We start from the raw sequence: 19,773 nt of genomic DNA on the forward strand, positions 1-19,773 counted from the left end.
CACACTTATCATACAAAATAATGAATACACAAAACACAGTAGAACAGCTAAAAACGCTCAAACTAAATGGAATGGCTAAACGCTATGAAGCAGTATTGGCCTTGCCTGTTCATGAACTGCAGGATGCTCATGCCCTGCTGGCCATGATTACTCAGGCTGAAATGGAATACCGGGAGCACTGGCGTACCCAGAAGTACCTCAAAGCAAGTAAACTTCGCTATCATGCATTACCTGAGGATATTCTCTGCACTGCCGAAAGGGGAATTACCCGGGAACAGGTCATCAGGCTTTCCGATGGGATGTTTATCGAAAAAGGAGAGAACGTGCTTATCACCGGGGCTACCGGATGTGGTAAAAGCTTCCTGGCCTGCGCCCTGGGTCGTAGTGCTTGTCTGCTGGGATACAAAACGCTGTACTTTAGTATGAACAAGTTCCTGGACTCCCTGGCTCAGGCCAGGTTAGATGGGACTTATCTGAAATGGATCAAGGGAATTGCCTCCAATCGCCTGCTGATCTTGGATGACTTTGGATTGAAAGGCTTAAATAATGATGCCAGAATTGCCCTGCTCGACATACTGGAGGACCGATATGGAAGCGGAGCTACGATCATTACCTCCCAATTGCCAGTCGACAGCTGGTATAACTTTATTGATGAACCAACTTTAGCAGATGCAATTATGGACAGACTGGCAGCTTCTGCTCACCGCATCGCTCTTTCAGGTAAATCCTTAAGAAAAAGAAAAAATCATTAGGTTTGAATCACTGAATCTCCCGCTAAGGGTATGCTTTGACTGACGCCTTTTTTGTCGCAGAAAAAGTGGTGTACTTTGCAGCGGAATGGTGGTGTACTATCGTCGGAATATCTATTCAGGGGCTTTATGTATCTATTTGCCATTATCGACGTGCACAGCCGAAAGATCATAGGATGGAGCCTTTCCAATACCATGACAGTCGAATGGAGCAGGGACACCCTGCTGGAAGCGATAGCCGAACACGGTACTCCGGAAATCTTCAATACTGATCAAGGATCGCAGTTCACCAGCCCCACATTCATTCAGGCACTCCTGGATAATGGTATCCGGATATCCATGGATGGTAAAGGACGGGCGCTGGATAATGTGTTCATTGAACGCTTCTGGCGCTCACTCAAACAAGAATATTTACCTGAACCCGCCCAATGGTGGTATGGAATTATTCGCAGGAGTAAAAAAGTATGTAACGTTCTACAACACCCAACGAAGACACAAGAGCCACAATCATCTTACACCAGACGAAATCTTTTATCAAAATAATAAACAAGTATCTTAAATAAACTTAATTTTATACCAGAGTTGTCCAAGGAACAGGGAGTACTTCAATTGGTCTTGTTGTTGATGACAGCAGTATATCATTTACTCATTATCAAAAAGCAGAAATATCGTTCGATTAGTGGAATGAGTTCCGGATAATTAAAGAGCGTTTATTGATCGATCAGTAAGAGGGAATAACCTCCTAAGCCGGTTCTCGCACTTAATCAGAAATCGGCGGACTATTCATAATAAATGCTAGTGGCAAGAGAAGCTATTTCTAACCACCTTCTTAATACAGAGAGGTCTTAAGAAGGTTAGCTAGTCCTACTTACGTTTCTTAAACGGCGCATCAATTAAAAAGATACCTTCGAATAGTGTTATTTATCAGAATCAAATGAGCGTCTGATCTTATATCCTATTAATACAAACGGAATAATACCAACAATTAGTAACGGCCAAAACCAGGTAGGATACATTGCATTTGCCCAAAGCCATCCGATAATAACCATTATAAGTACCCCGACAATGAGACTTTCTTTAAGATTGCCACTTATGCTTGTTGTGAGCACTCCACCGAGTATGCAACTTATATAGATGCATGCCAATTTTACGAAAACTTGTATTATCTGTGGATTACTTAGAGAGGGTTGACTGAACATCACATTAGCTTGGGGGAAAAGTTTTCCCTGCAAAACGGCAAAAATTGAACTGAGGAGGCCGATGGTCCCGACCCCTAATACAATAGATATAATCTTCCTAAATTTCATCTCTATTAAATTAACGGTAAATTTCATTTGATCTTCCGTAAGGATAAGCTGCTCAGTCATCATCTTACTCACCTCGGTATCAGAGGCCGCACTGCATAATTTGGTGAACCGAATCAGGTCAGCTTCGTTTCTTGGTATAAAAGAGTTCGCATTAACCACATGTCCCTTAACCAGGCCTGGGGCATGTACCATCCCCATTTTATCAACAAACATGAGGCCTTCCTGTAAGAATTCGTCAATTAAATACTGTACCTCTGAATTGTAATTCTTAAATGTTTCCTTCAAAAGCTGTTTCGCATTCATATGTATGTTAGCTAATTCGTTCAGAAGGCGTAGACTCTTTAACAAGATTACTGCTAAGGCCAATCTCATCCATTATTTTCACGCCAAAACTCTTAAGCGAAACCAAAAAACCTGCATTATTAAATTCACTTGCTTTGTCTATCACTTTTATTTCGTGACCTTGATCCCCTAAAAGCTTTGCAGCAGTCATTCCGGCAATACCGCCACCGGAAATAATAATTCTACTTCTCATATTGGTGATGTTCTTTAATGCTGTAAAATTATACCCATTTTTGTGTATAAAATAATCCATTATCTAGTAATAATAGTCCAAAAAACATGACTCAGGAAATTAATAAACGGACGATGGTTCAATTGGCTGCGAAAATGGGAGTACCCATTACGGAGAAACAGAAGGAGCTAGCGTTACTTAAATTCCATAACATTAAAATAGTCGACTTACTGCCGCAGATGATGGTTATGATCCGTTCCTTGTTATCTGAAAAAGACTTTTCTTACCAGCGAAGACCCATCACTATAATAAAAAGCGGGTTGCTCATTTCTTTCCAGAACGTCTTTAACGACAAAAACGAAGATCCTGGAGTGATGGGACCGGCAAGCAACTTGTACCGGGAACGCGCCCATGTTCGTATAGTTCCCTTACACCTGGATAGCGAGGTTAAATTTTCGAAACAAACCCATATCAAGCAGATTACAATTCTCGTGGAGGCAGATTATTTAAAACAGTTCCTTGGAACTGAAAAAACAAAATTCACCTATCTTTTTCATTTGGAAAAGACATTCTGGATCGACGAATTTATGTCTCCGGAAATTGCGGCACTGGTTGACGAAGTTGTGAATTCTTCCGCTGACGTTTCTTTGCCGGAGTTTTATTTTCGGCTGAAGTCATTAGAGTTGCTTTATCTTCTATTCAAAAACCTTTCACAAAGAGAGGCGATATCACATCAACATATGACGATCAGGGATATTGAGACCATTTACAGGGTGAGAAACGCAATTGCAGCATCTTTAGACAAACCATTGCCTGTAAAAGAGTTAGTTCAACTATCAGGAATAAATGAATTAAAATTAAGAAAGCTTTTCACCCAGGTATTTGGTAAAGGACTATATCCCTATTTTCAACATATTCGAATGCAGGAAGCAGCAAGACTATTGAAAGAAGAGCGACTTTCAGTTTCCGAGACCGGTTATCGTCTTGGGTTCACCAACCTTAGCCATTTTGGAAGGTTGTTTGAAGAGCATATGGGTACCAAACCTAAAAAATGGAGCAGCAAAACTTAACACTCCTTACCACAAGTTTTGACTTCGTAGATTTACTTACTAAACTTCCAGTAATTTTATAAACGCATGAACCAATATGGTAGAGGTTTAGGCTTAATACCCGGCGATGTTCTGAATGCTATAAGTTTTACAGTTAAAATAGCTTGTTTTCCAAAAAACGGAAGTATTTAATAAATAGGCTAATGTACGCCCACTTAATCCACCCCTAAGCCACACTGATAAACATACCTCGTCGTAATTTTCATCGTTAGCTCCGGATTCACCCTGCCGGCTGCAATTTTAATCTGCTGAAAAAAACGAACCTTGGGGCTGCAAGGTGTTCCGCCAAAGGCGCCACATTTAACTGCTTCTATGCTAATTTCCAAAGAAGGAAGATGACCTGATCTTTTATTGGTGGAATAATGTAGAATACAAGATTTGGCGCAAAAACTAAGATTTCTTTTTTTGCCATACACAACAAGCTATGGCCCCGGTACTACGGATTGATTTTGACCTTCATCAATGTTTCTTAAATATTTTTGCTGCAACTTTGACTTTTAGTAATGTTATAGATACAATTACAATGGCACTTGCAGACTTAATCCAAAAAATAACGGTGCTCAATGAGGAGCAATTAGCCACTGTCATTTCATGCTTTAAGTCGGTTGTAGTAAAAAGAAAAGAGCAGTTGCTTGAGCATGGCGCGATAGCAAACCGACTTTTCTTTATTAATAAAGGTTGTCTTCGACTGTATTATTGTAATAACGACCAAAATATCATCACGCGGTTCATGGCATTTGAAAACACCTTCCTAACCTCTATTGTAAGCTTTATTTCCAGAGAGCCTTCAGCAGAATATATTCAGGCAGTGGAAACGTCAGAACTCTTAGTTATTACCTATGAGGACTTCTCCTACTTAAGAAGGACTATACCTGAATGGGATAAAATGTATATTCATATTCTGGAATATGGATTAACTGTGATTACCTCCAAATTAAGCAATTTGCTCACGCAAAGTGCGGCAGATCGCTATCGCAATCTGCTTAAAAACAATCCGGAGCTTATTCAAAGGCTATCCAACTCAAATCTTGCCGCTTACATGAATATATCGCCTGAGACACTCAGCAGGCTAAAGTCGCAGATATAGTTATTCATTGATATAAATCAGAATTGCTTAGTATAACATGTACCGGGAGAAATTTTCAGGTATAAACAATTTAATATGAGAAGTGACGAAGTAAAAAAAGGGCATCAAAGAACACCACACAGATCATTGTTCAGAGCTACAGGATTAAAAGACGAGGATTTTGCAAAACCGTTTATCGGTGTGGCAAACTCGTTTATAGAGATCATCCCAGGGCATTTTTTTCTAAATAAAGTTGCTGAGATCATCAAAGATGAAATCAGGGCAAATGGGTGTGTTCCATTCGAGTTTAATACCATTGGTGTTGATGATGGTATTGCCATGGGGCATGACGGAATGCTGTATTCGCTTCCAAGCAGAGAACTGATTGCAAGTTCAATAGAAACTGTAATGAATGCGCACAAACTTGACGCAATGATAGCGATACCAAACTGCGATAAGATAGTTCCCGGGATGATTATGGGTGCGCTTAGAATAAATGTACCCACAATCTTTGTGAGTGGTGGCCCAATGACCAAAGGATATAAAAAGGATGGAACACCAATTGATCTTTCGTCTGCATTTGAAGCTGTAGGGAAACACGAAGCAGGAAAGATTAGTGATGAAGAACTTCTGGATATAGAATGTAATGCCTGCCCTGGCGGAGGAAGCTGTTCAGGCATGTTTACGGCGAATTCCATGAATACTTTGATGGAAGCTATGGGTATTGCGCTACCTGGAAATGGAACAATATTGGCCCAAACGAGCGAGCGTGAAGCACTTTACAGAAGTGCCGCGAAACGCATTTGTGACATAGCTAAAAATGAGGTTGCTGGTGAAAAGTTCAAGCTAAAAAACATCCTGAACGAAAATGCTATCAGGAATGCTTTCGCTGTCGATATGGCAATGGGTGGAAGCTCAAATACGGTTTTACATATGCTGGCTATTGCTAATGAAGCAGATGTTAATTTTCAACTCAAAGACATCAACGGAATCTCGGAAAAAGTTGCTCATATCGCAAAGATATCTCCCAGCTTATCAACTATCCACATGGAAGATATTAATAAGGCTGGAGGCGTAAATGCAGTGATGAAAGAAATGTCAAAAAGAGGTGATGCAGTTTTATTGGATAATTTGACGATTGGCGGGGAAATGTTATTAGAGAAGATTGCGGATGCAGAGATCAAAGACCAAAATATCATCCGTACTATAGACAACCCTTACAGCCCGGTAGGTGGATTAGCCATTCTTTATGGCAATCTGGCTGAAGAAGGTGCTGTAATAAAAACAGCTGGGTTGACGGGGGCAAGAATATTTACCGGCAGAGCCGTGTGCTATAATGGTCAGGATGAAGCTGTTGCTGGAATCCTTATGAACGAAGTAAAGATGGGAGATGTAGTGGTAATTAGGTATGAAGGCCCGAAAGGCGGACCAGGCATGCAGGAAATGTTAACCCCTACAAGTTTGATCATGGGGATGGGCTTAGGAAGCTCCGTGGCGCTGATTACAGACGGAAGATTTAGTGGAGCAACAAGAGGTGCATCGATTGGTCATGTATCACCAGAGGCAGCCGAAGGCGGAATGATTGGCTTACTTAAGAACGGTGACGAAATACATATAGATGTAGATAAATACATATTATCTGTTAATTTGGATGATGAAGAAATAGCTAAACGGAGAGCAGCGTTTGTGCCAATTAAAAAAACTTTGCAATCAAGGTGGCTCGGTCAGTATAGGGCATTGGTTACGAATGCAAGCAAAGGTGCTGTCTTGCGGACAGATTTATAATGTAAGTGTCCGGCGAAATCATTATCATCATCTCAGCTTTTTGCGTTTTTACCAGCACCGCGGACTTTGCCCCATCCTTCGTTTTAGGTTACGTGAAATGAGGTTACCTTTGTACCAGCCCCCTAAAAGCCTGAACTAAATTTTCTCGTACAACGGCAGATCAGAAGAGGCTTTACCTGCCCCCCTGAGGAAGTACCACATCGAAGGTTGCACCTTCCCCGGGTCTGGACTTTACACTTATTTTTCCGTTTAAAGATTCTACCAGATGTGATACCAGGCTTAAGCCAAATCCGTACCCCTTTTCGCCCATGGTTCCTGAAGTGCTTTCGTTCTTGCCGGCGATGACTTTTTCAATTGCCGCAGCGTCAATACCTACACCCGTATCCGTCACGAGGATTTTTAGCAGTTTTTCCTCCCCACTAATTTCCAGCGATAGGGATACCTGAACCTTACCTCCAGCAGGCGTAAACTTGATGGCATTCGAAATCAGGTTTCCGGTGATCTGAAGCAACTTATTCTTAGCAAACGGAATTCCGGCATTTACTGAATCCAGAAGAACCTCTAAGGTGACGTTTTTATGTCGAGCCTGTGGCAAATAGAGCTTTTCGAGCTTATCTTTAAACAATGCCAGGTTGAACTCATGCTCGCTAAGCTGATGTTTATTATCTCCAGAAAGTATCTCATCCGCAAGATCGAGCAGGGACCTGCCAGCTTTATTTATCATTCCAATAAACTCCATCAATTCCTGAGGATCGTTTGTAAACCCTTGCTCTGCCATCAGTTCGGATAATCCAATGATGCCAGCCAGAGGCCCTCTGATGTCATGGGCCACCTTTTTTTTGGCCTCATTTGCTTCCTTAAGCTTGGACTTTATCAACTCGATTGTATGATACGACTTAAGGCGTTTAACCACGCTTTCCGCGATAATCGCTAAAAGCTCAACCTTTTCCGGCGTCAAGGTTCTGACCTGTGTGTCCAGAACACATAAAGCACCGATATTAACACCTCCGGAGATTTGCAGAGGCAGACCATAATAATAGCGTAGACCAGCAGGTCCCTGTACGTAATACTTTGAACTGAATCGCTCATCCAGCGTGAAGTCTGGTACTTCAAATGGCTGATCAGACATAATGGTGTACTGGCAAACCGATTCCTCACGAGGCATCTGCTCAATATCAATCCCGTGACTGGAAATTGACCATTGCGTAAAAGAATCGATAATATTTACCAGGGATATTTCGGTGCCGGCAACTTTCGCTGCTAGAAGCGTGAGGTCTTTATAATGGTCTTCACGATCACTATAGTCCAGGTCAAAGTGTGACAGACTTATTAATCGTTGTAATTCGTTCTCAGGAATAGGACTATTTGTGTTCTGCATGGTAGCTACGTTTTGCTGATGTGTTTATCCCAAACTTGCTGTTAGCAAGAGGGGCGCCTTCTTATATAACTGCTTGCGACACTATTTAGTGTAAATTGTAATGCATTTCCACTATGTTTGAACGAAATAGACAACCTGTGTCATTTTCAACAAAAGGGTTTTCATCATATCTCCTCGTGGTCATTCTCGTGATGAGAAACGATCTTATGGAACGATCTTTCTATAGATCAGGCAGCCAATCTTAGACGGATGATCCTGCACCAGATCATTTTTAGATTGTTTAGCAAGCATGAGGATGATCATTAAGTCTCCCCCAGCGGCCATAGTAAAGAACAAGCCGATTGCTAATAGGACTATACTTCCGGTCAATAACGCAACTAACGTCGGGACAATCCCGAGAACAATCCCCGGAGCGGCTGCACCGATCTGGTAATTCTTAACACTCAAAGGCTCTTTGCAATGACAGTATGGCGTCAGGGACTTCCACAGGACACCAAACCGAATAGACTTGAAACCTGATCTGGCATATAATGACCATGTGATTCCGTGTATAAGTTCATGAATAATCACTCCTACAAGCATTATCGCAATAATCCATATAAAACCAGTGCCGTCTCCCGGAAACGCAGACTTGTAATTTGCTGTGCTCAGCTTATCCGGCCATAGCAGATAGAAAGCAGATATAAATACGATGGCAAATGGGATAAAGTAGCCTATGGACTTGATCTGCGCTTGTCCCGCACTTATAGTGAGCTCTTCCGTAGTATAACCTGGTACGTCCAATTTTTCCATAACCTAAAATAATTATTCGCGGGCACACTTTTTATAAATATTCATTTTGTACGCCTGAGCGGGAGCCTGGCTGAGAAGAATGTCTTCTTTGATAAAAAAGAAATTACCTTTGATTAATCTGGAAAACCCGAATGTACTAAGACCCGGTATACAAAGTGAAAATTCCCCCAATGATCAACTTCGACATTACATATCTCAAGCTGGGAAACAAAAAGCAGCAAAAGGTTTACCGGATTTTAGTCAGCCATAGGATAATGGAACAGCTATCGGCTTATACTCCAATTTTCGTTGGTACCATTCCAATCAGGATCGACATAGAAACCAGCGACATAGATATACACAAGCAGAGATCATTACTACAGCAACAACCTCAACCACTCTTAATAACCAAATAATATGACCAAAACACCCGACAAAAAACCTGCTAAAGTCTGCTATGAACATATCGGCGGACGTCTTGGGATGCTGCTAATGGAGCAATTCATACTGAAAGGCTGGATTTCAAAAGCCGATCCGGGCGACAAGCATTACTATATAACGGAGAAGGGATCGCTTGAATTTACGAAATTGGGCATTGATCTATCTCAGATTAAATCCTAAAGAGATACCGTAGCTCCAGGTCAATCATGGGTTTAGATGCTGCCTGAAGAAATCATACAGTTTACTTAGATCAGCTTTCGTCTTCGGAACGGAATGGCCCTGGCTGTAATCCACCAGCATACTCGTCTGAACTCCAAGCGAATCGAGTCTAGCTTTAAAATGCAATATCTGTTCCTGATAGTACGCTTCATCTGTGGTATTGTAGAAAAACAGGACGGGTGATGTTGCCGGAGACTCGGCGAGATACGCAGCACCCATCGTCTCCCAAAGGGAGTAGTTATCCTGAAGAGGCCCCCAGGCCCATGGACATCTTAATTCGAGGTTGGCATATCCATCTCCCCTCGTTTTATAGATCTGCGTATAATCGAAAACACCGGGACCAAGAGCCGCTGCCTGAACATCGTCATCAACTCCGATGTGAAACCCTGCATGCTCAAAATCTGCCACTCTCCTGTCACCAACAGCTAAAGATCCTGCCGTGGACCCGCGTGAGAAGCCGTATATACCCACCGATCCTGACAAACCCAGGTCCGCTCCTTTTGCGCGCAGTGTACGAACTGCCGACTTCACTTTTCTGGCGGCGTCAGGGTTCGTCTGATATGATTTGTACGTATCGTTCCGCCCCTTAGCAGGCTTTCCTTTACCCCAGGGACAGTATTTTGGATGATCGGCGATCGCCCATGCAAAGCCCTTAGCTGGCGCTCCTTCGAGGAAAGAATCATCAAAAGCAGCTAATGTATAATCTAATCTCAACCTTTGATCTTTATTTGCATCAGTAAACACCTTGTTCTCCGCATCATAAGTCGCATAACTATTGCTGTATGAAAAGGACAAGATGACCGGAACTTTTACAGCAGGATTAGCCGGATAGATAATATCCATATGCAGCATGTCGCCCTCCTTGTACTCTGCAGGGGTATTGTACACCGTGGGGTCGTCTTCAAAGTAGGGGACGTTACGCAAAATCCGGTACCCCTCAAAGAGCACATACGACTGGTATCTCGAAGAATTCGTTTGTCCGCAAAACGAGCCTTCTGCTAAAGCATGGTTAATGGCAACAATGTCTGCATTGATCAATAATGCACTAGCCTTAGCATGATGCCTGTAGTCGAATTCAACCACGCGATAACCTTCTGCAAGTAACCAGGCTACGTCAACAGCGTTTTTGTTCCTCCCGATCTTTTTAACATTCAGGTTTTCAAGGTAAACTACCGTCGCCACATTACCACTGAAGTCCAGTATAGGTGACTTCGGTTCCCTTACGGTGTAGTTGATATGGCCTTCTGTTGCCTTGCTTGACCATTTACCGGCAGATGCGCTTGCCATCAACACGGAAAGGATCAGAAAAAGAACTAGAAAAGGCGCTTTGTACATGCTTAAATATCAGGAATCTGAGTCTTATTTTTTCTAAAACTTACAGGTTACGCTTCACCCCGATCTTTAAATCACTGGACTTTAGTCCCTTTGATTTAACTTTTAAGGAAAGAATTGAAACTCTCCATGTCGTTTGTTACGGCATCATCGAGGTGAGCATCTGCACCTCTCTTTTGTACCGGAAGCAACTTAAACTGAGAAATTTTTATTCTCCCTTTTCCTTTTTTTTGTTCAAGGATAATCCTCCAGCTAATCTTACCTTTGAATATAAACCAATCTTCGAAATAGTCTCTAACATCCTGTTTTTAACGTTCTTAAACTTTTTTTATGATACGTAAACTCCAAACACTCGGCTATTTTCTAACTTTATTTTTCCTGCTGGCTTGCAAAAAAAACGACGACAAACCTGTTCAGGATCCTACACAGTTCACGGCTACTGATTTTGTATCCGGACTCAAAGCGCCCGTCGGCATGAGCACCGATGATAAAGGACAGCTATGGGTAGCCGAGACCGGTACTGGCAACAACGACGCCCAGGTGTCATTGGTTACCGTGCAGGGCAACGTCCATCCGGTAGTAACCGGCTTGAACTCTGTTTTTGCCAATGGCTCGGTGGAAGGCATGGGGCATGTCCGGTTCAGAGATGGCAAACTCTATATTCTTAATGGAAATGCAGGCCGCTTATATACTATGGATGTAAGTTCTTTTAAGCCTGGCGATGCTCCTAAGGCAGCAAGCAGCTTAGAAAGCGAAGATATCGGTACATTTGTCCGCAGCCTGAACTTAACCGACCCGCTAAACTCCAACATCTATCAATTTGCGTTCGGCCCCAATGACCATATGTACATTGTAGACGCTGGCGCAAACGCTATTATCAAACGCGACAAGAGTTCGAAAGCACTGACCTTGTTTGCCCGGATTCCGAATGTTACACCTACGACTCAATCGGTGCCTACCGGTATCGTGTATGATGGCTCTAAATTCTTATTAAGCTCCTTAAGCGGAGCACCATTTATCAAAGGATCCGCCAAGATATTCCAGGTAGACTTAACGGGTAACGTTAGTGACTATAGGACCAGCTTTACCACTGCTACCGACATTCTGCTTACACCTAACAATAAGCCGCTCATAACTGAATTCGCCGAGTTTTCTTTAACTCAGTCTGGATTTTTACCAAACAGCGGGCGTATAGCCAACGAAGATGGCACAACTATTTTAGGTGGCTTAAACATGCCAACCGACTTAGAACGGAGTGGCGATGGAACCTACTACCTGCTAAGCTATGCCGAAGGTACAATTCAAAAGCTTAGTTCACGCTGATCTTTAATTTACTCGAGTTTAGCTGCGTTGATCTGACTTTTAAAGATACCTTTCCTTTTTCATACCCAGATCTGAGGATAACGATCGCCCTGCCGTTAAATAGTTTCGGTTGTAGAGAATTGAAACTCTCCATGTCGTTTGGTGCGGCGTTACCGGAAGCGACGATCTGACCTGCCTTTCCGGTTATGGAAATGTTCACTTTTCTACCGGACTCCATAATAACCTGACCATGCTGATCTACCAATTCAATCAGCACATGGGAAAGCGATTGTCCATCCGCCGACAGCTCTTTGCGATCGGCCGATAGTCTCAACATTCTTTTCTGTCCCGGTGTGACCAGCAAAATGGAATCACCTGCCACGCCATTGGTCTCTTCAACTGCTTTAAGCGTTCCTGGCTGATATGGAATCTTAAAGGTGGCTTTATAGATGCTGTCTGTTTTTTGCTCAGTCAGAAACTTACCATTAAGATAGAGCTTGATTTTTGGTGCTCTGGAGTATACATTTACGGAAACCTCTTTATTGATGTATTCCGGAAAATTCCATTCCAGGCTTTCCTCCGGCCAGCCCCAGAAGCTTACTTTCCGGATCTTTCCTGGCTTGACCGGCAATTCTACTGCCATCGTGATGTTTCGCTGTTTCCAAACGATATCCCGGTAGTAGGACTGAGGTTTTTTAATGCCCAGCAGATCGATGTCTCCGCACCAGGCATTGTACCAGGGCCAACCCTGAAAAAAGTGTACGTTTTCTGAGGGATCTACTTCAATGGAGCTGCCGAGGCCGGATTCTCCCAAATAGTCCATGGCCGTCCAGATAAAATCCCCGATTACGTAAGGTAACTTTTCTACTTTATCCCAGTTAGCTGCGGCTTCGGTTGCTACACTTTCCGTGCCCACCATTACGCGCTCAGGAAATCTGACGTGATCACGCTCATAATAAGACCACATGTAGTTGTAACCGGCTACATCGAGGGAACGGAATGCATCGTCGATCGGAACTCTGTTTTTGCGTTCTTTATCCCACTGATTATTTACCCCGGCAGTGATGGCCCTCGTTGTATCGTATTTCAGTACTTCTTTTCTGAGGTAGGCGGCGATTTCCACTCCTCTGTCCGTTAGCCTCTCGTATATTTCATTGCCGATACTCCACATAATGACCGATGGCTTATTGCGATCCCTTAGCACCAGCGACCGGATATCTTTTGCACTCCATTCTTTGAAATACTGATGGTAGTCATCCGGGTTTTTCTTCTTTTCCCATTGATCAAAAGCTTCATTAATAACGAGCATTCCCAGGCGGTCACAGGCTCGCATGAAACTTTCTGACATGGGATTATGTGATCGTATGGCTATAAATCCATTGGCTTTTAAAAGCTCGATCTTTCGTTCTTCTGCCCGGTCATATGCTGCTGCGCCGAGAAGGCCATTATCATGATGGATGCATCCCCCCTTCAGATTAAGCGTTTGTCCGTTGATTTCGAACCCCTTGTCAACAGAAAAAGCGATCGTACGAATTCCAAAAGGTATGTTGACGATGTCCTGAACGCCGTCTTTATTGGTCAATGTCAGCTTCAGGGTATAAAGGAACGGACTGGTCACATTCCACAGTTTAGGACTAGCTACCATGAAATTGAAAGCCATTGCTGCAGTGTCACGTGCCGACTCGGAAACAGGTCTGCGTTCTTCAGCAACAACTTTTCCTTCGGGACTCATCAGCACCGCATCAAGCATTAGATTCTTATCGTTCCGCCCCTGGATCACCGTTGTGCTGATGCTCAGCTTTGCCTTGTCTTCATGTATGGAGGCAGTCTGAACAGAGCTCAGCCAGTCATCTATATACGAGCGACCGGTCTTGATCAGATAAACGTGCCTGTAAATGCCCGATCCTGCATACCACCTGGAATTTTTTCCTTTGTTAACTACCTTTATGGCAATTACATTTTTTTCGCCGGGAGCATTACAATATGGCGTGATGTCAAAACGGAACGTGCTGTAACCATACATGTTCTCCCCTGCTTTTTTTCCGTTTATCCATATTTCTGATTGGTTGTATATACCCTCAAAATACAGTTCATGTCTTTTCCCGGCGTCAGCTGTATTGATCGTGAATGTCTTTCGATACCATCCTTCGCCTCCCAGTGTCTGACCGGTTGCAGCACCTCCGGGGCTTTCCTTGCTGAATGGACCAATCGTCTTTCCGGGAACCTGATCTTTGATCGGCTCGATGCTCCAATCATGAGGAAGATTCACTGAGCGCCAGTTCCGGTCATCAAACTCAAATGTTTTTGCCTGCTCTGCAACTCCCAGATAAAACTTCCACCCCCTGTCGAAAAGCTGCTTTCTGTCATCTGCATGCGTTAACGCAGGGATTGACAGCATCAGGATGAAAAGATATAGCTTGAAAATAGTAGATGTGTGAACGGTATGTGCTGGGAGAAGAGATTTGAACATGAAAATTACTGTATAACTGTACAAACAAAAGTACGATTTAGCTGGTAACATTCCAGTATCAGAACTGTTACCGGGCTAAATCCCCGGGAGTTTCCCCGGAGAAGCAGTAGCGGAAAAGCTCGGATCTTTACTGTTTTTGTCCGTTTGTAATCTGTTCTACCAAACTATTAAGATAAACCTCCAGGTAGGTGTACCCATCTTCGTTCGAGTCTTTTGCTGACTTATCCGGATAGCTCCGTTCCAGCCAACCATTCGGAATACCGTCCCGGTTACTATCAACAAGGGCTGTTCCGGGATCCAGCACCGGCCAGGCATTCCAATTCTTTTCATTCGGATCTGGATTAAGATCCTGCTGCGAATCGATAATGCCCTGGCGTGGATAGTCTAAGCTCTTCCAGGTCCCTCCCTGTCCGTTGTACGGACTTCTGCCTGTAAATTTTGCAGTCCCCGTCCTGGTTTCTTCGATAATTCGACGATCGACCGCATCCCTGCTTAAGGAACTTCCCCCATAAGCGAGCACCTTTTCGCAGGCGGTACCTGCATCGTGGGTATGTACGGATCCATGGAGGGGAATTGGATGGTCTGACTTTATAGCGGCTTCTGACTGTTCACCCTCAATCCGGACGCCTTCCCAGTTATTTTTCGAGATTCTGATATTATGGGGCAACACATTCCCGGAGATATAGTACCGCCCCCAGATTCCTTTTATTGAGGGGAACGGTCTGCTCTCTGTCTTTGCATTTAAAGCCAGGAGCCGGTCTTTTATACGTTGCCCGGTAGCCGGCCCGGCTTTGAAATAGTTGTTGACCATATTGACATGCATGGCTTCGCCGCCATAAGCTCCATTGCCATTCCAATTGTAGATCACATTATTTCGCATATCGGTTGTGTCATGTCCGGCATAGAGTGCACCAGGACCTAATCTCGGTGTGCGACTATCGTGATGCGCTAAAAGATTATGGTGAAAGGAGGCCTGGACCCCACCCCAGATAGCACCATATCCATGGGCACCTTTGGAATGCCCTGAGAGCCGAAGGCTTTCTGATATGATACACCACTGCATTGTAAAGTTTTTATTATCGTAAAAAGACGAACACTCATCCGTGCCCCAGCTTATCGAACAATGGTCTATGATCACATTCTTATTTTTGCGCCCGCCAAATGCATCTGCACCATCTGCCTCGGCTTTGGAGATCTCCCGGTCACCCATGCGAATACGCAGAAATCTCACGATCACATTATCGGCTTCTATGAATACGGGAAATCCGGCAATTGTGATTCCTCCTCCCGGCGCTGACTGGCCTGCAATTGTCAGGTCGCCCTTCCTAATGGTGAGCGGGCTTTTCAATCTTATGGTACCACCGGACTTGAAAAGGATGGTACGCGGCCCCTCCTGATTCAAACACCATCTCAGCGACCCTTCCTTCATATTCGCTTCGCCCTCATTATTATCGTCAAGGGTATTAACATAATATACTTTCCCTCCCCGCCCTCCTGTGGTGAACATACCCCCACCCTCAGCACCCGGAAAGGCAGCCACTTGCGCCGTTACTGTTCCAAACGAGCAGGTGAGCATTGCTATAAACAGGTACATTAGTTGTTTCATGCTTTAAATTGGATTTGATTTCTCATCACGCAATCGGTCTTAACTGCCAATATCTGAATATTTTTTTCTGATGTATAGGGGGTAAAACGAAATAGACATAAAGCGGAAAATTGAAAAATTAGTAAAAACGGCCTTTAGCATATCGCTAAGGGCTTTTTTTATGGATTTCGGTGTCCAGATTGGATAAAAACGAAATTTCCAGTCTTCCATATTGTACCATTTTTATACCGATTAAATATTAAACATGATTGATCTTACTCATATTGTACAGGTAAAGATTGATAGAGGTATTAAACAGCGTTTAAATATCGTTTAAGGGCGTTTTAAGTCAGAATGCGACTAGCTGGATGCATAATAGTGTTTCGTGCCAGCGTCTATCTTAAAGCCTTGTCCTAAGTTCGTTAAAAAGTTCATTATTTATCATTAAATGGACGTTTAGTTGGACATTTAGTTGGACATATTTGGTTGCTTTAAAACACTATTCAAATAACCATATTGACCAACGAAATAGCATTAAGAGACGAAAAACGATAGATAGACATACCCATAATACTAGCATTTGTCATGCTTGAATATTTACAACTGATTGATTTACAATAGATAAAGTGTTTTTAACCTGCCTATAGGTGCGTGTGAGCGCGATTAGGTCATGCTGTTCACCCTTATACTTGCCTTTATATAGGCCAAAGCACGGATGTCTTTGATGTGAACGTCTTTAGGAGCATGATGACTGTTCTGGCTCACTAACTTAACGTAGTCTGAACCTAAGTCAGATTTCTGAATATATTTTACCAGTGTGAACTCATCGTCATCTACGCTGACGGACAAAAGGTACATTTCACCCCAGAAAAGCCCATTCGCAATGTCATTTACTTGTTTATACATTACAATGTCTCCAGATTTTAATAGCGGATACATGCTATCACCGGCTACGTACACTGCACCGTCACATTTGGGCAAATTCGGAATACTTATGTAATCCAATACATCCTGTTGTTTGTCGAAAAGCTTAACAAGGCCTGCAGCAGCCTCTATGTTATATAACGGTACTCGCTGAAGGTTTTGCCGTCTGTCAGTCTTTAACACGAATTCCTCATTTGCTTCCGGTATATGAGTCGATCTTTTAGTGATCTGCCCTTCTCCAGTTAAAAGCCAGTTTCCATCTAAGTCTTCACACTTTGTGATTATTTTCTCATAGTCTATGGTATTTCGAGAATACCAATTAGCGAGCGTGTTAGGCTTAATTCCCAGATAACGAGCGAATTCCGCATCGCTTGAAAAATTGTAATGTGATTTTATTGTGTTTAAAATCAATGACTTATCAGACATTATTCCCAATTTGTGTATTTTCCCTTGCAGCATTCACAGTTTGTGTATATACTTGCATAAGTATTAACGAAAGTATCAATAAACATGGAGACGCCACAAAAAAAAATAAAGTATCCAGAGAATTTGCCTCTCAAGCAAAAGCAATTGGAGTCTGGTAAATCAGTCAGACATCTCGCTAAAAAGGTCGGGGTTAGTACCGTTGTAGTGAGTCAAATACTACATGGTCATTACAAGGGAACAAATATCATCCCTAAACTTCAGGACGAGCTTAATAAATAACCGACATGCAATCTGCTTACGACATATACAAGAATGAGATCGGTGTCCGAATGAGCTTTCTCATTTCGGATTTCGATAAAAGACAGAAAGATAGTCTTGCGATTATTGGATATGATGCCATTGCGAAACGGGCAAAGAGGAATCCTGGTCTACGCTTACGTGAAGGAAAGGGATTAGGGAACGAGGCGCTGTTAAGTTGGGTTAACCTACCATACGACTGGAAGAAACAATGCATTGAAAGATTTGGAGATCCGGATCTTGTTACCAAAACGAATGAGCTGGAGAAATTATACCAGATCGATCCAAAGGCTGCTGATGTCTACGCGACCTTTAAGAAGGGTGATGGAACAAAGTTAGATCCTAAGCTTATCAAAGCTTATACAGCAAACGCGTCTGTATTAAACGCTGTCATTGTAGCAGTCAGCAAAAGGAAGTCTTACAGGAAAGCTCTTGGTGGTGCTGCTAAAAGCTTCTGGGATATCATTGCAGATGAAGTTGAGGATCTAAGAGAGAAAACCGGACACACGCTTAAAACAGCCAGTCTAAGAAAGCTAGTTGCTTCCTATAAGAAAAATGGCTACGAATCATTGATAAGCGGAAAACTAGGAAACCAGACTGCTGCAAAGATCGTGACTGGTGATCATGTTGCTTTGATCGAGGAGCTACTTAAGAAACATACCAACTTAGACAACGAGCAAATTAGGAGCCTGTACAACATGGCTGCTTCTCGCATTGGCTGGAAGACTATCAGTGCAGGGACAGTGGCTAAGTATCGCAAAGAGCTTGACCTATACACCTACAGTGGCAGACGCGGGGAAACGAATCACCGCAACAACCGGGCGATGCAGGTTAAACGTAAAGCTCCAAATGTTCCAATGGTTTACTGGAGCATCGATGGTTGGGACGCTGAGCTTCTTTATCAAAAGACTGAGATCAACAGCAAAGGCAACTCTGTAACCTCATACCATAACCGCTTAACTGTAGTAGTTGTGTTAGATCCTTGTGGTAATTATCCTATAGGTCACGCAATTGGGACACATGAGACACCGGAGCTTATCAAAGAAGCATTACGGGATGCTGCAAATCACACCAGGGAGTTATTCGGAGCGAGATACAAAACACTCCAGCTTCAAAGTGACCATTACGGTAAAGGGGTGCTGGTTCCGACTTACGAGGCAATGACCAAGCATTATACACCGGCTCGTGTGAAGAATGCGAAGACTAAACGTGTAGAACGATACTTTTTAGACATAAACAAACAGTACTGCCAGCTTTATTACAAGAACTGGTCAGGTTTCGGAATAACGTCTAACAAAGAGAATCAGCCGAATCAGGACTATTTAAATAAGATCAGACACCAGTTCCCAGATGAAGCCGGTTGCCGTCAGCAAATTTCAACCATTATTGAAATGGAACGCTTCAAAAAGCGTGAGGAGTATGTGTCAAGGTGGTACCAAATGCCGGACGCTGATCATCTTCCATTGACTGACGAAGAGTACTTGAACCTTTTCGGTATCCATACAGGATTTACCAACAGACTGGAAGGATCAGGCTTAAACCCAACGATCCTCGGAGAAAAGAGATGCTATGACAGCTTCGATATCCGATTCAGGGAGATGAAAACGACCGACTGGCTTGTGAAGTATGATCCGTCTGACTTATCACGTGTTCTGATTGTCAATGCTGAAAGCAGAAACGGGAAGCTCGTAAAGGAAATTAATACTGTCAGCTTCATTCTAGAGGCGAAGTATGTACAACCGATGGCCTTGTACGATAGGAAAGACGGTGATGCCTTACAACTACAAAGGGTAGATCACTACAATAAGCAATTAGAAGAGGCCATAATATTCAGGGGAGTTGAGAACAGGCGAAAACTAGAGGATCTGTTTGTTTCCAATCCGCAATTGAATGACACGCTTACGAAGCTGGTTCTTACTGACAGCCTCGGTCAGCATAAAGACAACCGTAATAACTCCAGACTTCTTAAGAGTGCTTCTTCCTTAGAACGCAAACTTAATCGAATCGAAGTCAAAGAATCAAAGGATCAGCACACTGCGATGCGTGAAGCCTACATAGACGAGAAGATAAACATTGATGATTTCTTAAAACCATAGAC

General features: G+C 43.1%; 17 protein-coding genes. 9 read left to right on the top strand and 8 right to left on the bottom strand.

Annotated features, from left to right (window positions below; genetic code table 11):
* Positions 1-20: 20 nt before the first annotated feature.
* Positions 21-752, top strand: coding sequence for an IS21-like element helper ATPase IstB (istB, locus tag ACO1NU_RS08500; protein ID WP_448818047.1), 732 nt, complete (start codon positions 21-23; stop codon positions 750-752).
* 126 nt (positions 753-878) lie between these two features.
* Entirely contained in the window at positions 879-1,292 is a 414-nt protein-coding gene (locus tag ACO1NU_RS08505) for a transposase (protein WP_448818048.1), read from the top strand.
* 374 nt (positions 1,293-1,666) lie between these two features.
* On the opposite strand, the gene ACO1NU_RS08510 is transcribed toward ACO1NU_RS08505, so the two are convergent.
* Positions 1,667-2,359 (bottom strand): hypothetical protein, encoded by a 693-nt coding sequence (locus ACO1NU_RS08510; protein ID WP_448818049.1) that lies wholly within the window; start codon positions 2,357-2,359, stop codon positions 1,667-1,669.
* A gap of 7 nt (positions 2,360-2,366) precedes the next feature.
* Positions 2,367-2,651 carry an FAD-dependent monooxygenase gene (locus ACO1NU_RS08515; protein ID WP_448818050.1) on the bottom strand — a complete coding sequence of 95 codons (285 nt, stop codon included), beginning with the start codon at positions 2,649-2,651 and terminating at the stop codon, positions 2,367-2,369.
* Positions 2,652-2,677: 26 nt separating this feature from the next.
* Here ACO1NU_RS08515 and ACO1NU_RS08520 point away from each other — a divergent pair, with 26 nt between their 5' ends.
* From ACO1NU_RS08520 to ilvD, 3 genes are all read left to right on the top strand, one after another.
* Positions 2,678-3,640 carry a helix-turn-helix domain-containing protein gene (locus ACO1NU_RS08520; RefSeq protein WP_448818051.1) on the top strand — a complete coding sequence of 321 codons (963 nt, stop codon included), beginning with the start codon at positions 2,678-2,680 and terminating at the stop codon, positions 3,638-3,640.
* Positions 3,641-4,103: 463 nt separating this feature from the next.
* Positions 4,104-4,766: a Crp/Fnr family transcriptional regulator gene (locus ACO1NU_RS08525; RefSeq protein WP_448818052.1), complete on the top strand. Its 663-nt coding sequence runs from the start codon at positions 4,104-4,106 to the stop codon at positions 4,764-4,766.
* A 75-nt stretch (positions 4,767-4,841) separates the two neighbouring features.
* Positions 4,842-6,530: a dihydroxy-acid dehydratase gene (ilvD, locus tag ACO1NU_RS08530; RefSeq protein ID WP_448818053.1), complete on the top strand. Its 1,689-nt coding sequence runs from the start codon at positions 4,842-4,844 to the stop codon at positions 6,528-6,530.
* Between the two features lie 172 nt (positions 6,531-6,702).
* On the opposite strand, the gene ACO1NU_RS08535 is transcribed toward ilvD, so the two are convergent.
* On the bottom strand, positions 6,703-7,908 hold the full coding sequence (locus tag ACO1NU_RS08535; protein ID WP_448818054.1) for a GAF domain-containing sensor histidine kinase: 1,206 nt from the start codon (positions 7,906-7,908) through the stop codon (positions 6,703-6,705).
* 204 nt (positions 7,909-8,112) lie between these two features.
* Positions 8,113-8,700 (bottom strand): DUF3267 domain-containing protein, encoded by a 588-nt coding sequence (locus ACO1NU_RS08540; RefSeq protein WP_448818055.1) that lies wholly within the window; start codon positions 8,698-8,700, stop codon positions 8,113-8,115.
* A gap of 170 nt (positions 8,701-8,870) precedes the next feature.
* Between ACO1NU_RS08540 and ACO1NU_RS08545 the strand changes: the two genes are divergently transcribed.
* Together ACO1NU_RS08545 and ACO1NU_RS08550 are read left to right on the top strand one after the other, a co-directional pair.
* The gene (locus tag ACO1NU_RS08545; RefSeq protein ID WP_448818056.1) at positions 8,871-9,095 is read left to right on the top strand and encodes a DUF4269 domain-containing protein; all 225 of its coding nucleotides are present in this window, start codon (positions 8,871-8,873) and stop codon (positions 9,093-9,095) included.
* A 1-nt stretch (position 9,096) separates the two neighbouring features.
* A complete protein-coding gene (locus tag ACO1NU_RS08550; RefSeq protein WP_448818057.1) occupies positions 9,097-9,300 on the top strand; it encodes a hypothetical protein in 204 nt (67 codons plus the stop codon).
* A 24-nt stretch (positions 9,301-9,324) separates the two neighbouring features.
* On the opposite strand, the gene ACO1NU_RS08555 is transcribed toward ACO1NU_RS08550, so the two are convergent.
* Positions 9,325-10,626, bottom strand: a complete 1,302-nt coding sequence (locus ACO1NU_RS08555; RefSeq protein ID WP_448818058.1) for an alpha/beta hydrolase family protein — start codon at positions 10,624-10,626, stop codon at positions 9,325-9,327.
* Between the two features lie 375 nt (positions 10,627-11,001).
* On the opposite strand from ACO1NU_RS08555, the gene ACO1NU_RS08560 reads away from it, so the two are divergent.
* A complete protein-coding gene (locus tag ACO1NU_RS08560) occupies positions 11,002-11,994 on the top strand; it encodes a ScyD/ScyE family protein (RefSeq protein WP_448818059.1) in 993 nt (330 codons plus the stop codon).
* On the opposite strand, the gene ACO1NU_RS08565 is transcribed toward ACO1NU_RS08560, so the two are convergent.
* The 3 genes from ACO1NU_RS08565 to ACO1NU_RS08575 all read right to left on the bottom strand — a co-directional run bounded on the left by ACO1NU_RS08565 (position 11,981) and on the right by ACO1NU_RS08575 (position 17,378).
* Positions 11,981-14,443 carry a glycoside hydrolase family 2 protein gene (locus ACO1NU_RS08565; RefSeq protein WP_448818060.1) on the bottom strand — a complete coding sequence of 821 codons (2,463 nt, stop codon included), beginning with the start codon at positions 14,441-14,443 and terminating at the stop codon, positions 11,981-11,983. The genes ACO1NU_RS08560 and ACO1NU_RS08565 overlap by 14 nt on opposite strands.
* A gap of 127 nt (positions 14,444-14,570) precedes the next feature.
* The gene (locus ACO1NU_RS08570) at positions 14,571-16,049 is read right to left on the bottom strand and encodes a pectate lyase family protein (protein ID WP_448818061.1); all 1,479 of its coding nucleotides are present in this window, start codon (positions 16,047-16,049) and stop codon (positions 14,571-14,573) included.
* Positions 16,050-16,691: 642 nt separating this feature from the next.
* Complete coding sequence (locus ACO1NU_RS08575) at positions 16,692-17,378, bottom strand: LexA family transcriptional regulator (protein WP_448818062.1); 687 nt, start codon at positions 17,376-17,378, stop codon at positions 16,692-16,694.
* Positions 17,379-17,662: 284 nt separating this feature from the next.
* Between ACO1NU_RS08575 and ACO1NU_RS08580 the strand changes: the two genes are divergently transcribed.
* Entirely contained in the window at positions 17,663-19,771 is a 2,109-nt protein-coding gene (locus tag ACO1NU_RS08580) for a hypothetical protein (protein WP_448818063.1), read from the top strand.
* Positions 19,772-19,773: the final 2 nt, after the last annotated feature.

The sequence above is a fragment of the Arcticibacter sp. genome (genome assembly GCF_053551015.1).